The 15,304-nt window shown below is 66.1% G+C and carries 15 protein-coding genes; 7 read left to right on the forward strand and 8 right to left on the reverse strand.

Annotation, left to right across the window (positions count from 1 at the left end):
- Nucleotide 1: 1 nt before the first annotated feature.
- From crtY to crtB, 3 genes are read left to right on the forward strand one after another with little or no spacing between them, the layout of a single operon-like run.
- Complete coding sequence (gene crtY / locus BM341_RS12085; RefSeq protein ID WP_089796274.1) at nt 2-1,189, forward strand: lycopene beta-cyclase CrtY; 1,188 nt, start codon at nt 2-4, stop codon at nt 1,187-1,189.
- Entirely contained in the window at nt 1,186-2,673 is a 1,488-nt protein-coding gene (locus BM341_RS12090) for a phytoene desaturase (protein WP_089796276.1), read from the forward strand. Before crtY ends, BM341_RS12090 begins: the two co-directional genes overlap by 4 nt.
- Nucleotides 2,670-3,605, forward strand: a complete 936-nt coding sequence (crtB, locus tag BM341_RS12095) for a 15-cis-phytoene synthase CrtB (protein WP_089796278.1) — start codon at nt 2,670-2,672, stop codon at nt 3,603-3,605. Before BM341_RS12090 ends, crtB begins: the two co-directional genes overlap by 4 nt.
- 31 nt (nt 3,606-3,636) lie before the next feature.
- On the opposite strand, the gene BM341_RS12100 is transcribed toward crtB, so the two are convergent.
- Nucleotides 3,637-3,834, reverse strand: coding sequence for a hypothetical protein (locus BM341_RS12100; RefSeq protein WP_245784263.1), 198 nt, complete (start codon nt 3,832-3,834; stop codon nt 3,637-3,639).
- Nucleotides 3,835-3,858: 24 nt separating this feature from the next.
- On the reverse strand, nt 3,859-3,984 hold the full coding sequence (locus BM341_RS19665) for a hypothetical protein (RefSeq protein ID WP_281246497.1): 126 nt from the start codon (nt 3,982-3,984) through the stop codon (nt 3,859-3,861).
- A gap of 134 nt (nt 3,985-4,118) precedes the next feature.
- On the opposite strand from BM341_RS19665, the gene recB reads away from it, so the two are divergent.
- The 3 genes from recB to BM341_RS12115 all read left to right on the forward strand — a co-directional run bounded on the left by recB (nt 4,119) and on the right by BM341_RS12115 (nt 10,529).
- On the forward strand, nt 4,119-7,946 hold the full coding sequence (recB, locus tag BM341_RS12105) for an exodeoxyribonuclease V subunit beta (RefSeq protein ID WP_089796280.1): 3,828 nt from the start codon (nt 4,119-4,121) through the stop codon (nt 7,944-7,946).
- Nucleotides 7,943-10,189 carry an exodeoxyribonuclease V subunit alpha gene (recD, locus tag BM341_RS12110; RefSeq protein ID WP_089796283.1) on the forward strand — a complete coding sequence of 749 codons (2,247 nt, stop codon included), beginning with the start codon at nt 7,943-7,945 and terminating at the stop codon, nt 10,187-10,189. The genes recB and recD overlap by 4 nt, the downstream gene beginning before the upstream one ends.
- A 67-nt stretch (nt 10,190-10,256) precedes the next feature.
- Nucleotides 10,257-10,529, forward strand: a complete 273-nt coding sequence (locus BM341_RS12115) for a hypothetical protein (protein WP_089796284.1) — start codon at nt 10,257-10,259, stop codon at nt 10,527-10,529.
- Nucleotides 10,530-10,895: 366 nt separating this feature from the next.
- Here the strand turns inward: BM341_RS12115 and BM341_RS12120 are convergent, their stop codons facing one another.
- Entirely contained in the window at nt 10,896-11,057 is a 162-nt protein-coding gene (locus BM341_RS12120; protein WP_217646227.1) for a hypothetical protein, read from the reverse strand.
- Between the two features lie 120 nt (nt 11,058-11,177).
- Between BM341_RS12120 and BM341_RS12125 the strand changes: the two genes are divergently transcribed.
- The gene (locus BM341_RS12125; RefSeq protein WP_089796286.1) at nt 11,178-11,510 is read left to right on the forward strand and encodes a squalene/phytoene synthase family protein; all 333 of its coding nucleotides are present in this window, start codon (nt 11,178-11,180) and stop codon (nt 11,508-11,510) included.
- Between the two features lie 26 nt (nt 11,511-11,536).
- Here the strand turns inward: BM341_RS12125 and BM341_RS12130 are convergent, their stop codons facing one another.
- From BM341_RS12130 to BM341_RS12150, 5 genes are read right to left on the reverse strand one after another with little or no spacing between them, the layout of a single operon-like run.
- Nucleotides 11,537-12,253 carry a fatty acid desaturase gene (locus tag BM341_RS12130; protein WP_089796351.1) on the reverse strand — a complete coding sequence of 239 codons (717 nt, stop codon included), beginning with the start codon at nt 12,251-12,253 and terminating at the stop codon, nt 11,537-11,539.
- 17 nt (nt 12,254-12,270) lie between these two features.
- Nucleotides 12,271-12,777: a sterol desaturase family protein gene (locus BM341_RS12135; protein ID WP_089796288.1), complete on the reverse strand. Its 507-nt coding sequence runs from the start codon at nt 12,775-12,777 to the stop codon at nt 12,271-12,273.
- A gap of 16 nt (nt 12,778-12,793) precedes the next feature.
- Nucleotides 12,794-13,996, reverse strand: coding sequence for an ABC transporter permease (locus BM341_RS12140; protein WP_089796289.1), 1,203 nt, complete (start codon nt 13,994-13,996; stop codon nt 12,794-12,796).
- On the reverse strand, nt 13,993-14,946 hold the full coding sequence (locus BM341_RS12145) for an ABC transporter ATP-binding protein (RefSeq protein WP_217646228.1): 954 nt from the start codon (nt 14,944-14,946) through the stop codon (nt 13,993-13,995). Before BM341_RS12145 ends, BM341_RS12140 begins: the two co-directional genes overlap by 4 nt.
- Nucleotides 14,946-15,197 (reverse strand): hypothetical protein, encoded by a 252-nt coding sequence (locus BM341_RS12150; protein WP_139233005.1) that lies wholly within the window; start codon nt 15,195-15,197, stop codon nt 14,946-14,948. The genes BM341_RS12145 and BM341_RS12150 overlap by 1 nt, the downstream gene beginning before the upstream one ends.
- Nucleotides 15,198-15,304 lie beyond the last annotated feature (107 nt).

The raw sequence follows: 15,304 nt of genomic DNA on the forward strand, positions 1-15,304 counted from the left end.
AATGAATGCAGACCATGATCTGATCCTGGTCGGGGGCGGCCTTGCCAACGGCTTGATCGCCCTGCTGCTCAAGAAGGCACGCCCCGAACTCGATGTGCTCATGCTGGAACAAGCGGACTCGCCCGGTGGCAACCATACCTGGTCATTTCACGACAGTGACCTCACGACCGCTCAATGGGCCTGGGTCGCGCCGTTGGTAGGCTGTCGCTGGGCATATCACGAGGTGCATTTCCCTCAGCGGCGGCGCACCTTGGCAAGCGGCTATGCCAGTATTTTCTCGGAGGATTTCGCCACGCTGCTGCGTGCCACGCTCGGCGATGCACTTCGGGTCAAGACCCGCGTGACCAAGCTCGGCCCGCGTCAGGTATGTCTGAGCGACGGTCAAATCCTGTACGCCGGTGCGGTCATCGACGGTCGTGGCGTGGCATCAAGCCCCCATCTGGCGCTGGGCTATCAGGCCTTTCTCGGTCAGGTGCTCAAGCTTACACGCCCTCACGGACTCGGCGGCCCTATCCTGATGGACGCCACGGTCCCTCAAGGCGACGGCTACCGCTTCGTCTATGTGCTGCCCTTCTCTCCCGACACCCTGCTGATTGAAGACACGCACTATATCGATAAACACCATGTCGGCAACGGCGAACTCGACGCGGGCTGCCTGAGACACAATATCGCCGCCTATGCCCGTGCCAACGATTGGTCTGTCGAGGCAGTGATACGCGAAGAGCACGGCGTGCTGCCGATCACCCTGGCCGGCGACATTGAGGCCTTCTGGCGCGAGGCGCAGCATCAGCCGCGCAGCGGCCTGCGCGCCGGGCTGTTCCACCCCACCACCGGTTACTCATTGCCCCACGCCGTGCGGCTGGCCGAGCTCATCGCTTGCCGCGATGACCTGAGCGCTTCGGCCCTGTTCGATGTCATTCAACGAGTGGCAATAAAGGAGTGGCGTCGCCAGGGCTATTTTCGCCTGCTAAACCGCATGCTGTTCCTGGCCGGCCCCCCTGAGCAGCGCTGGCAAGTCATGCAACGCTTCTACGGCCTGCCAGAGCCGCTTATCCAGCGCTTCTATGCAGGACAGCTCACCGCTCTGGACAAGCTTCGTATCGTCACCGGCAAACCCCCGGTGCCCATGGGCGAGGCGCTGCATGCCGCACGACTCGGCTCCCCCCACCAGATCAGGACACCGCGATGAGAGAACCCCAACGTGCCGTGGTAATCGGCGCCGGCTTCGGTGGCCTGGCATTGGCCATCCGCCTGCAAGCGGGCGGCATGCAGACCACCCTGCTCGAAAAGCGCGACAAGCCCGGCGGGCGCGCCTACGTCTACGAGGACAAGGGCTTCATCTTCGATGCCGGCCCCACGGTGATCACCGACCCCACGGCACTCGAGGAGCTGTTCACTCTGGCTGGCCGCCGCATGGCTGACTACGTCGAGCTGCTGCCGGTCGCGCCCTTCTATCGTCTGTGCTGGGAAAATGCCCCCGCCTTCGATTATGGCAACGACCAGGCCGAACTCGAGCGGCAGATTGCCCAGCGCCATCCCGCCGATGTGGAGGGCTACCGCCGCTTCTTGGTCTATTCCCGCGCAGTCTTCGAGGAGGGCTATCTCAAGCTCGGGGCGGTGCCCTTCCTGAACTTTCGCGACATGGCCCGCGCCGGACCGCAGCTGGCCCGGCTGCAGGCATGGCGCAGCGTCTACAGCAAGGTGGCGAGCTTCATCGAGGACGAGCACCTGCGCCAGGTGCTCTCGTTCCATTCGCTGCTGGTGGGCGGCAACCCCTTCGCCACCTCGTCGATCTACACCCTGATCCATGCCCTGGAGCGGGAGTGGGGCGTGTGGTTCCCCCGCGGCGGCACAGGCGCACTGGTGCAGGGGCTGGTGAGGCTGTTCGAGGAGCTTGGCGGCAAGCTCGAACTCAATGCAGCCGTTGCGAGCATCGACGTCGAGCAGGATCGTGTCACGGCCGTGCAGCTTGACGACGGTAGGCGCTTCGACGCCGACGCCGTGGCTTCCAATGCCGATGTGATGCACACCTATGGTCAGCTGCTTCGCGACCATCCACGCGGCGCCCGCGAAGCCAAACGGCTTGGCAGCAAGCGCTTCAGCATGTCGCTGTTCGTGATCTACTTCGGCCTCGACGTGCCGCCACCAGCAGGGCTTGCGCACCATACCGTCTGCTTCGGCCCGCGCTATCGGGAGCTGATCGACGAGATTTTCAAGGCCGAAACGCTGGCCGACGACTTCTCGCTCTACCTGCATGCTCCCTGCGTCACCGACCCCTCGCTCGCCCCGCCCGGCGCTAGCGCCCACTATGTGCTCGCGCCGGTGCCGCACTTGGGCAACGCGCCCATCGACTGGCAGCGCGAGGGGCCGCGCTATCGCGACCGTATCCTCGCCTATCTGGAAGCGCACTACATTCCCGGGCTGCGTGAGCATCTGGTGACCTGTCGCCACTTCACGCCCGAGGGCTTTCGCGACGAGCTCAACGCCCACCTCGGCTCGGCCTTCTCGCTGGAACCGATCCTCACCCAGAGCGCCTGGTTCCGCCCGCATAATCGCGATGCCCGAATCCCTAATCTCTACCTGGTAGGCGCCGGTACCCACCCCGGCGCGGGTGTGCCGGGCGTGATCGGTTCGGCCAAGGCCACGGCCGGCCTGATGCTGGAGCAGCCATGAGCGAAGCACTGGTGACCCACGCCAACCAGACCATCGAGGCCGGCTCCAAGAGCTTCGCTACCGCCGCACGGCTGTTCGACCCTGCCACCCGCCGCAGCGCGGTGATGCTCTACGCCTGGTGCCGCTACTGCGACGACGTGGTGGATGGGCAGACGCTGGGATTTGCGGACCAGCCAGACGCCGAGAGGCAGAGTCCCGATGGCCGACAGCGCCTGGCCGAGCTGCGCGACCTGACTCGCCGCGCCTACGCCGGCGAGCCGATGACGCTGCCGGCCTTCGCCGCCTTTCAGGAAGTGGTGCAACGCCACGCCATCGCCGAGCGCTACCCTCAGCAGCACCTGGATGGCTTCGCCATGGACGTTCAGGGAGAGCGCTATGAAACTCTCCACGACACCCTGCGCTACTGCTACGGCGTGGCCGGCGTCGTGGGGATCATGATGGCCCGGATCATGGGAGTGAAGGAGGAGACCACCCTGGATAGGGCCTGCGACCTGGGCCTGGCCTTCCAGCTGACCAATATTGCGCGCGACATCGTCGAGGACGCCGGCATGAACCGATGCTATCTGCCCACGGAGTGGCTGCACGAAGCGGGTATTCCTGCAGACAAGCTAGTCGCCCCCGAGTATCGTCCGGCCCTGGCGGGACTCGCGGCACGCCTGGTCGAAACCGCCGAGCCCTATTACCACTCCGCCCGCGGCGGGCTCGGAGCGCTGCCGCTGCGCTCGGCCTGGGCCATCGCCACGGCGCACGGCGTCTATCGGGAAATCGGAATCAAAGTGAAGGCACGCGGCCCCCACGCCTGGGAGGAACGGATCTCGACCAGCAAGGCGGACAAGCTACGCCTACTGACCCGCGGCGCGTGGATGACGCTTAGTTCTCGCGGCGAGACGCCCGCACCGCGCCCGGCATCGCTGTGGCGGCGCCCTCTTTAGCCAATGGCCCGCCGTGCCGCTTGCGTAGCTGTCACTTGAGCTTGGCGACAGGCGGCGCAAACAGGAAACCGAACGACACGCAGCCATCGCGGCCATGCACGGCGTGATGCATCAGGTGCGCCTGGTAGAGTCGCTTGAGATAACCACGGCGCGGCACATAGCGAAACGGCCAGCGCTGATGCACCAAGGCGTCGTGGGCGACAAAATAGAGAAAACCGTAAGCGGTCATGCCTGCCCCGATCCACTGCAACGGTTACCGACCTGCCGTGCCCAGCGCGATCAGCACGATGACCACGGTGAGCAGCGGCAGAAGCAGAAGCAAGGTGCTCAAAGCTTTCATCGACTCACCCTCGTCAATGTTTGCCAGCCCTGCCTCCATGGTAATCCAGAGTGCGCCCCTTGGCGCTGTTTCCGGCGAACCCAAGTAGAAAGGATTGAGGGAATACGTTTATCCCCCCTGTGTTTTACGGCACCATTGGCCGGGCGCCGGGAAACACCGAGAGGGAACAAAACATGAGCGACATCACGCAGCTAGCCCCCCTCGAGTTTCCGCTTTACGGTAGCCGATTGATCGAGGCCAGCGCCGGCACCGGCAAGACCTTCACCATCGCCCTGCTCTACGTGCGTCTGGTACTGGGCGCACGCTCGGAGAGTGACGCGGCCGCCTTCGAGCGTCCGCTGACCCCGCCGGAAATTCTGGTGGTGACCTTTACCAACGCCGCCACCCAGGAACTGCGCGAGCGTATCCGCACGCGGCTGGTCGAGGCCGCCGAGGTCTTTCTACAAGCGCCCGAAGCCGCGCTCAATCAGTCGCCCGAAGCCGCGCCGAACCCAGCCGGAGACCCTTTACTCGTTCAACTACGCGACGACTACCCCGAGGCCAGTTGGCCGGCCTGCGCGCGGCGCCTGCAGCTCGCTGCCGAATGGATGGACGAGGCCGCGGTGTCGACCATTCACAGCTGGTGCTACCGCATGCTGCGCGAGCACGCCTTCGACAGCGGCAGCCTGTTCTCGCTGAATCTGGAGAACGACCAGACCGAGCTGGAACTCGAGGTGGTACGCGACTACTGGCGCAGCTTCTACTACCCGCTCGGCGACGACGCGCTGGCCGGCGTGGTGCGCCACTGGGATTCGCCCGAAGCGCTGCATCAGGCGGTGCGCGACCTGATGCCCGAATGTGCGGCACTCGACAAGGGCGCCTCACCCCCTGGCGAGACCGTGGCCTGGGCCCAGCAGGAAACCGCCCAGCGCCTGACCGAACTCAAGGCGCCCTGGGCGAAATGGGTCGACGAGTGCGAGGCGCTATTCGAGGACGCCGCCAAACTGAAAGCCTTCAAGGGTCAGAGCTTCAACGCCAGGAGCCGCGCCAACTGGCTGGGCGCGCTGCGCGAGTGGTGCCAAAGCGTCGCCACCTGGCCCGGCCTGACGCCCGCCGCCTGGAAGCGCCTGACGCCGCAGGGCATGGCCGAGATCTGGCTCAAGGGCGAGCCACCGACTCACCCCGCGCTGGCCGCGCTGGAACGCCTGCAAGACGAACTCAACGCCCTGCCCGACCCGCATGCCGACCTGCTCACCCACGCCGTGCACTGGTGCCGCGAGCGGCTCGACCACGAGCAGGAGCGCCGCGCCGAGATGGGCCCCAACGAGCTGTTGACCCAGCTCGACCGCGCGCTGGCCGGCGCCAACTGCGAGGCGCTGGGCGCGCAGATCCGCCGCCAGTTCCCGGTGGCGCTGGTCGACGAGTTCCAGGACACCGACCCGGTGCAGTACCGCATCTTCGACTGCGTCTACCGCATCCGCGAGAACCGCCGCGAGTGCGGGGTGTTCCTGATCGGCGATCCCAAGCAGGCGATCTACGCCTTCCGCGGCGCCGACATCTACACCTATCTGCGCGCGCGCCGCGACACCGAGGGCCGCCACGTCACCCTGGGTACCAACTTCCGCTCCTGCAGCGAGATGGTCGAGGCGGTCAATCGCTGCTTCGCGCATGCCGAGGCGCACCCGCCCGGCGCCTTCCTGTTCAAGGAGCCCGAGGGCAAGAACCCGGTGCCCTTCGTCGGCGTCGAGGCCAAGGGGCGTAAGGATACGCTGACCGTGGACGGCCAGCCCCAGCCGGCCATGACGCTGTGGCAACTCGATGTCGATGAACCGCTCTCCAAGACCGCCTACCACCAGGAGATGGCCGAGCGCTGCGCCTCGTACATGGTCGAGCTGCTCGAACAGGGTCAACGCGGCCGTGCGGGGTTTAGTAGCGACGACGCCTTCAAGGCGCTCAAGCCCTCCGACATGGCGGTGCTGGTCAACGGCCTGGGCGAAGCCAAGGCGATACGCCAGGCGCTGGCGCGGCGCGGGGTCAAGAGCGTCTATCTCTCTGACAAGGACAAGGTGTTCGCCTCGCCCATGGCCTCGCAGCTGGAAGCCTGGCTGCACGCCTGCGCCGAGCCCGACGAGGCGCGCAAGCTGCACACCGCGCTGGCCATGCCCGCGCTGGGGCTGGATATCGCCACGCTCTCGGCTTTGAACGAAGATGAGCTCGTCTGGGAAGGCCGGGTCATGCAGTTCCGCGACTACCATCGCCTGTGGCAGACCCAGGGCGTGTTGCCATTGGTGCGGCGACTGATTAACGACTTCGGCATCGCCACGCGGCTACTCGAGGGCGGGCCGGCCAGTGAAGGCGAGCGCTGGCTCACCGACCTGCTGCACCTCGGCGAACTGCTGCAGCACGCCAGCCAGGAACTCGACGGCGAACACGCGCTGATCCGCTTTCTGGCCGAGTCCATCGCCCACCCCGAGGGCCAGGGCGACGCCCACCGCCTGCGCCTGGAGAGCGACGCCGACCTGGTGCAGGTGATCACCATCCACAAGTCCAAGGGGCTCGAGTACCCGCTGGTGTTCCTGCCGTTCATCTGCGGCCATCGTCCGACCAGGAAGGACGACTCACCGCTGCGCTGGCACGACGCCAAGGGGCGGCTGCGTATCAGCCTGAAGGCCGACGACGAGCGGCTGGCCATTGTCGACCGCGAGCGCCTGGGCGAGGACCTGCGCAAGCTCTACGTCGCCCTGACCCGCGCGCGCCACGCCACCTGGCTAGGCATGGCGCCGCTCAAGGGCCTGGAAGGCGGCGCCATCGGCCAGCTGCTCAGCGACGGCGCCGCGATCGAACCCAACGACTTCGGCAAGGCCCTCGGCCGGCTCAAGGGGCACGGAGGCGACGCCTGCCCGAGCATCCATATCGAGCCCGCGCCGCCGGCGCATGCCCGGGTCGTCGACCTGAGCCGCGACGAGCGCCCCCTTGGAGCGGCACGCATGCCCAAGCGTCCCGCCCGTGAGCACTGGTGGATCGCCAGCTACTCGGCGCTGCGTGTTTCCGCCGACGGCGCGCCGCTGGGCGTCGTTCCACCCCTTCACTCGGCAAGCGGTGACTCACCTGAGGCACCCGACAACAGCCCCGCCGAGAACGCTGCATTGCCTGAACCGGCCACCGCGCGGGAGGCCACCGCGCTGGAAGTGATCGAAGAGCCCCGCGACAGCGGCAGCAGCGAACCCACCGCCAACCTGCACCGCTTTCCAAGAGGCCCCGGCCCCGGCACTTTCTTGCACGGCATTCTCGAATGGGCCGGCGAGCAGGGTTTCGCCCGCGTGGCCGCCGACCCCGCCGCCCGGGAGGACGCCCTGGCGCGGCGCCTGAACCTGCGCGGCTGGTCGCACTGGCTGTCCACCCTGCACGACTGGTTCGGCGAACTGCTCAGCGCTCCTCTTCCCCTGCCGCTGCCCGAGGCGGGCACGCCGTGCCGGCTGGCATCGCTTGCCACCTACCAGGTCGAGATGGAATTCTGGTTCGCCGCCCACCGCGTCGATACCCGCCGGCTGGACGCTCTCGTCAGCGCTTACACCCTCCGCGACGCCTACTCCAGCAACCACGCCAGCACCCCGCGCGCGCCGTTGGACGCCGATACGCTCAACGGCATGCTCAAGGGCTTTATCGATCTGGTGTTCGAGTGCGAAGGGCGCTATTACGTCGCCGACTGGAAGTCCAACCACCTCGGCCCGGATGATACCGCCTACAGCCCGGAGGCGATGCGCCTGGCGATGGCCGAGAAGCGCTACGACCTGCAGTTCGCGCTCTACCTGCTCGCCCTGCATCGGCTGCTCAAGTCGCGCCTGCCGGATTACGACTACGACCGGCATATCGGCGGCTCGCTGACGGTGTTCCTGCGTGGCGCGAATGCCGGGAGCCGCGGCGTGCATGCCGAGCGTCCGCCCCGCGAGCTGATCGAAGCGATGGACGCGCTGTTTCGCGGCGAGACAACGCCCACGCGCGCTACGGAGGCCCCGGCATGAACGACATCAAGGACCTCTTCGACGATCTGCCCGAGCCCTTCGAACCCCGACCTTCGGAACAAGAGCCGTTGGAACCCCACCCGGCGCTTCAGGACATCGACGCGCTGATCGCCCTGCTCGACCGCTGGGTGGCGCGCGGCTGGCTGCGTGCGCTGGACCGCGCGCTCGTGGTGTTCCTGCATCGCGAAGTCAACGACGGTTCGCCGCTGCTGCTGCTCGCCGCTGCGCTGGCCAGCCACCAGCTCGGTCGCGGCCACGTGTGCCTGGATCTTGCCCAGACCCTGGCCGCGCCCAACCTGGCGCTTTCGCTGCCGCCGGAAGGCGACGACCTCAGCGATCCGCCGCCGCTGCCTAGCCAGGTACTGGAAGGGCTGGAACTCGAATACTGGTGCGCCGCGCTCGACCACCCGCTGCTGATTGCCGACGGCCACGACCACCAGGCCGGCAGCACGCCGCTGGTCAGGCTGACAGGCCTTGGAAGCGCTCGGCTCTACCTGCGCCGCTACTGGCAGTACGAGCAGGACATTCGCGCCCGCATCGCCGCCCGGCTGGATGACGGTTCCTACGATAGGAACCCTGCCAGTAGCAACCCGGCGTCGCTGGCCGCCGCGCTGGACACCCTCTTCCCCACCACCGTGGAACTCGACTGGCAGAAGGCCGCCTGCGCGCTGGCCGCCCGCTCGCCCTTCGCGGTGATCACCGGCGGCCCCGGTACCGGCAAGACCACCACCGTGGTCAAGCTGCTCGCCCTGCTGCAGTCGCAGCAGCTCGCCCAGGCCGACCGAGCGCTGCGCATCCGCCTGGCCGCACCCACCGGCAAGGCCGCCGCGCGGCTCAACGAATCGATCGCCGGGCAGGTCGCGGGCCTGGCACTGGCCGGCCTGAGCGACGAGCCCGAGGCGCTGCGCGGCGTTATCCCTCGGGAAGTGACGACCCTGCACCGCCTGCTCGGCTCGCGGCCAGATACCCGCCACTTTCGCCACCACGCCGGTAACCCGCTGGCGCTCGACGTGCTGGTGATCGACGAAGCCTCGATGGTCGATATCGAGATGATGGCCGCCGTGCTCGGCGCCCTACCGCCGCGGGCGCGGCTGATCCTGCTCGGCGACAAGGACCAGCTCGCCTCGGTGGAGGCCGGCGCGGTGCTCGGCGACCTGTGCCAGCGCGCCGAGGGTGGCCACTACCATCACGCGACCTGCCAATGGCTGGAGCAGGCGACCGGCACGGTGGTTCCTGATCAGTACCAAAACACGGGCGGCCAGCCGCTCGACCAGGCCATCGCCATGCTGCGCGTCAGCCACCGCTTCGATGCGGCCAGCGGCATCGGCCAACTCGCCCAGGCCGTCAACCGGCCACCGAGCAGCGACCACCCGCCACAAGAGAAGAAATACGCCATCCGCGAAGTGTTCGGCCCCGCAGCGAACCCACGTTACGCCGATATCGCCCGCCTGCCGCTGGCGGACGCCGACGACCCCACCTTCGAGCGGCTGGTGGTCGACGGCCACCCGGCAGGCTTCAAGCACCGAGGCATCGGTCGGCAACACCGCGGCAACGACCTCGCCCCGCCCACCGGCTATCGCCACTATCTCGACGTGTTGCATCGCCAGAGGCCGGACAAACGCGCCCTGGGCGAGGCGTCGTTCGACGAAGTGAAAGTGCGCCATGACGACTGGGCGCTGGCGGTGCTCGACGCGCATAACCGCTTTCAATTGCTGTGCGCGCTGCGCAAGGGCCCGTGGGGCGTGGAAGGCCTGAACCTGCGCATCGGCAAGGCGCTGCGGCGCGAGAGGCTGATTAGCGCCAGCGACAGGGAACTCGAACGCGGCTGGTATATCGGCCGCCCGGTGCTCGTCACCCGCAACGACTACGGCCTCGGCCTGATGAATGGCGACATCGGCATCACCCTCGCCCTGCCGCACCCGGAAGACCCGAGCAGAAGCGTGTTGCGCGTTGCCTTCCCCACGGCGAACGCCGACAAACCCATCAAGTGGGCACTGCCCAGCCGCCTGCAAGCGGTGGATACCGTGTTCGCCATGACGGTGCACAAGTCGCAAGGCTCAGAATTCACCCATACTGCGCTGGTGCTGCCCGACGCGCCCAATCCGATCCTGACACGGGAGCTTGTCTATACCGGCATCACCCGCGCCAAGCATTGGTTTACCTTAGTGGAAAGCGGGCGTGGGATATTGGATGAGGCGGTGACCAGGCAAGTCGTACGCGTGAGTGGGCTGGGATTGTCATAAACTGGCCTCACACCCAATCGTTTATATCGCTCGATCAGGCAGAAAGCGCTCAGACCTTGGAGGCCCCATGCTATGGATGTTGGCGTTACTGAGCTTGTTTCTGGTGGTTTATGCCCATTACCGACTGCCGCAGCACGCAGCGAAAAAAAGCACGCTCTGGCCCACCCGCATATTCCTTGTTTTTCTCGGGCTGGGCGTCGGCTGGGCGCTCAGCGCTCGCTACTTCCCGATGCTGGAGGGCGGCGACAAGCTGGCGATGTTCTTGCTCGGCTTTGGAATCGCGCATTTCCCCTCGGCCTGCGTGCTCTTTCTCAAGCATTGGCGCGATAAACCGACATGACACTTTCCCTGAACGGGGCAAGCCTCGTTGTGAAACCGTGAATCGTGAAGTGATAAGGATGAGTGGATCAGAGCCAGGTTAAGAAAAGCTGCCCCTGTAAGTAAGTAGTGGTGGCAGATCTCGGCCAAAAGCGGTCTTTCAGTTGATTCTTTTTTAACCCCGCTCAGCACATGAAACCTCGGATCCCACCTTAGCGTCAGCTCTGGCGGAAAGATCAAAAACTGAGAGGGCGACCACTCTGCTCATCTCATTTACGTCAATTCTAGCGGGATACCGTCGGGGGTGATCCGGCGCCCAAATGCCGCCTTCCATCAGCGGTGCCACGAAGGCGGCAGTGAGGGGGCCGCGTCGAACAGGTCGATGGCGTTACGCGATGTGTTGGTCCGTGGTTGTTACCGTGCCGTAAGCGAATGCCAAGGCTGCCATCATCGCGGCGTGGACCTGAAATGCCGGCACTGTTATGCCATCGAATTCAAGATTTTGCGTGGCGCAGGCATCGTGGACGATCGTCGTCTTGTAAGCGGTCATTCCAGAGCGTCTGGACTTACCCTTCGATGTCTGGCCTGAGCGGGTCGTCAGCACCACCCGGTAGCCCGCTCGGGATGCGTGGCGTGCGGTTTCGGCGCCGATGCCGCTGGATGCGCCGCCATGGGCCGCTGCTATCTGCCGGAAGACTGGTTGCTGGAGGCCGGCGTGGGCCCCAATGACCTGCGCAACCCCGCCAACCGCGCCGGACTGGCCCGGGTCGCCCGCCGCATGGTGGAAGAAGCGGAACCCTATTACGACTCCGCCGTCGCCGACATCGGCCGGGGTGTGCACAAGCTCGGTTCCGCCGCTTGGGACAGCCGGGTATCCACCTCGCGCTGGCGCAAGGTCCGCCTGTTACTGCGCGCAAGCGTCCTTGCGCTGCTGGCGCGCACCGTCGGCCGCTGGCGCGAGCCGCCGCCGCGGCAGGGGTTGTGGACGCGCTCAAGGCGTTGAACTGGTCCTACGACTCTAACGCCATCCTATGCTTCAGTCCGCCCCTGAACCCGCGGAAGCTGCCACCACGGCACGCCGGGGTGCAGATGGTGGGCGTGGTGATAGCCGAAGTGAAAGCAGCTCAGCAGCGACAGCAGCCAGGAGTAACCGCTACTGCGGCTATGGTGCCGGTCCGCAAACGGCGTTGCTTCGTGGCGGTGGGGGCGGTAGGTGCCGAAGTAGAACAGCTGCATGGACGACAGCAGGGCGGGGAGTGCAATAAACAGCAGGGCATTGGCCGGGGGCACACCCAGTATCAGCACGTAAGACCCCATGACCGTGCCGAAAAACACCGGTTGACGCCAGCCGGCGTAGCGCCGCATGAAATGCACATACCATGGCAGGAACGCGGTGGGGTGGGCCGCGTCAAAGTCCGGATCATCCGCTGTGCCCACGTAGCGATGGTGATCGAAATGGGCGGCCCGCAGTTCTTGCCAGGGAAAGGCGGCATAGAGCCACAGACACAGGGCGCCGAGTCGCCGGTTAAGGCGGGGATTGCCGGGGGCCAGGGAGCCGTGCATACAGTCGTGAGCGACAATGAACAGCCCCACGTAAAGCCAGCACTGTACGGCGATAACGACGGGTGCGAGCACCAGGCCGTAACCCTGTAAAGGCAGCTGGAAAACCGCCAGCACATGCACCACCGCCCAGCTGCCCAGAACCAGCAACGCCAGCAGAACGCCGGTGCCGGCTCCTGCGTTCATGACCCGGCCGCCGTCAGTCATCCCGGCCATTGCTCCGAAACCCTGGCGCGCCCGCTGCGTATATTTTCCTTCAACTGCGCGCGTATGGTCTGAATGGGCGGTGCGATGAGAAAACCGAAGGACACGCAGCCTTCGCGTCCGTGCACGGCGTGATGCATGCGATGGGCCTGGTACAGGCGCTTCAGGTAACCCTTGCGGGGGATGTAACGAAACGGCCAGCGCTTGTGCACCATGCCATCGTGAACGATGAAGTAAAGCACGCCATACACGGTGGCGCCCATACCGATCCAGTAGGTGGGGCCATGGTCCGCGGCGCCATGCACGATGAAGCCGATAGCGATGCCGGCGAACACCAGCGCGTACCGATCATTTTTCTCCAGCAGGCCGCGGCCAGGCTCATGATGGGAGCGGTGCCAGCCCCAACCCCATCCGTGCATCACGTAGCGGTGCATGGCCCAGGCAAAGTATTCCATGCCGACCACGGTTACAGACAGAATGAGGGCGTTGACCAGCCAGGTGGACATGTTTTGATCTCCCGTATCAGGCCCGTGCGAGCCGTGCCGACAGCACCAGTGCAATGCCGAAGGCGACCAGTCCGCTGGCCAATAGTACCGCCCAGCGCAACGCCAGCACATCCAGCGGTTCGCCGCGCCAGAAAATTCCCTGATAGGCCTCGATTGCCCAGGCGTTGGGCGTCAGCCAGCCAAGCTCCTGCAGCCACGGCGGCATCATGAACCGCGGCACCATGCTCCCGCCCACGGCCGACAGGATCAGCACGAAGAATGTGGACAGGCTCTGGGCCTGCTGGCGGGTGCTGCAGGCGGCACACAGTGCCAGCGCCAGGCCGGCCACTGCCATGGCCGTCACTACTGTTGTCAGCAGCCAGGGCAAGAGGTTCCCCGGCAGATCCAGCCCGTAGGCCAGCCAGGCCACGACGAAAATCAGCGTCACCTGCAGCGTGCCCTGCACCGACAGAAACACGAACTTGCCGGAGACCACCACCCGGGTGCCGCCCGGCCCCAGCAACAGGCGGTCCACGACGCCGGACTGGCGCTCCTCGATCAGTGTCGCGGCGCCCTGCATGGCGGAGAACAGCAGGAACAGCACGGCCACGGCACCAGCATAATAGTTGACCGCGCCGTCCGCCCCGCCTTCGGCGCCCAACTCCTGCATGCCCACCAGCCGTGGCTGCTCCGTCGGGAAATCCGCCTCCTGCGCCAGCATCCGGCCGATACGCTGTTGCTGTTCCGGGGTGAAACCACCGGTAAGTTCCTGGACCCGGCCCAGTGCCCGTTCGACGCCGAGTTCAGGCAACGCGGACTCCAGCGCGTTCTGCACCTGACCCATGACCATGGCCGCAGCCATGGCGCGGCCCTGGTCTCCGATGATCAGAATGGGCGGCTGTCCGGCATGGGGCCGGCCTTGCAGCGAGCCGCGGATGACGATACCCGCATCCGCCGTGGCGTCCCGTACCGCTTCCCGCACGGACGCTTCCGGGGCGTCCGCTGAACCCACGATGCGCAACCCGGACTGTTCGCGCAGCGTCTGCGTCAATTGCAGCGTGCGCTCGCTTTGCACTGTGTCTGCCAGGTGCACCCGCAACTCAAGCGCGTCACCGCTGGTGCCGGAGAAAATGGCGGCGAAGATCACGAAAATCGCCGGTGGCAGCAGAAAGGCCATGGCCAGCGCCCCCCGGTCGCGCAGCAAGTTCAGCAGCATGATGCGGAAGATGGCAAGAGTCACGGTGTGGCCTCCTGGCCGGTCAGCTTGAGAAACAGGCTGTTAAGGTCCGGCTGCCGCAGGCGCAGCTCGCGCACCTCCATGCCCCGGGCTTGCAGGCGCCCCGACAGATGCTCGGCGCCGCCGCGGTCGGCCGGCTGCAGCCCGGCCCAGATGGATGCTGCGCGTGCGGGCGTCAGGCCTTGCTCCCGCAGCCACTCGGCCTGGGCCGTGTCCGGGGTCTGTCGCAGTACCAGCACCAGCTCCCGGGCATCGCCGAAATACTGTTGCAGCAACTGTTGCGGTGTTCCCTGATCGGCCAGCCGACCATCCAGCAGGAACCCGACCCGGTCGGATAGCGCCTCGGCCTGTTCCAGGTCGTGGGTGGTCAGCAGCACGGCCATGCCGCCGGCGCGCAGGTTGTGCAGTACCTGATGGATGGAGCCGCGGGCGTCCACGTCCACACCCACCGTGGGTTCGTCCAGAATGAGCAGCCGGGGCCGATGAAGAATGGCCGCGGCGATGTTGACGCGTCGCTGGTAGCCGCCGGATAGCGTCCTGACCAGATCATCCGCACGCTCCTGCAGCATGGCCGCCTGCAATACGCGGGTCACGGCCTCGCCGACATCTCGGCGGGCAACGCCGGCGAGACGGGCGAACACTTGCAGGTTTTCCCTGGGCGTTAGATGGGTATAGATCGCCAGCTCCTGGGGAACCAGGCCGATTCGCTGGCGCACGGCACTGGAGGCCGTCTCCTCGCCATCAAGCCGGATGCGGCCCTTCCCCGGGCGAATGCGGCCGCATATGGCCTTGATCAGTGTGGTCTTGCCGGCGCCGTTTGGGCCGAGCAGGGCGTACAGCTCGCCCTCTGCCAGCTGCATGCTCAGGCCACGGAGCACCGGGCGCTCCGGCCAGCTGAAGTGGACGTCGTCCACTGCCAGCACGGTGCCGGCCTCCATTGCCAGGGCGGACACTAGGCGCTGACCCCCGCGAACAGGGTCTCCAGAAACGGGCGCAGGGTAGGTTGCTCGGATGGACAGGCATCGGCCACCGCCAGGTGCTTTCTAGCCAGCGCGCGGGCACCGGAGACGCCGTCGGTTGTTACCGCGGTCAGGCGGGCGCCGTCCTTACTCACATCCTTGCCGGCGCTGTCGGCCGCGGTGCGTTCGTGAAGATCTCGGGCCTGTTCGGCAATGGGGCCCGGCCTGCCTTTTCTTGCTTGCACGGATCCCATTGCCCCTTTTTTCATATCCCTGCCCACCGGTGCGTCATTGTTCTTTGTGATTCTGCACTTGCTGTCTTCTCGAAGCGACTGTGCCCGCCTCACATTTG

Origin of the sequence: Halomonas korlensis (assembly GCF_900116705.1) — a bacterium.
Lineage (GTDB): Bacteria > Pseudomonadota > Gammaproteobacteria > Pseudomonadales > Halomonadaceae > Halomonas > Halomonas korlensis.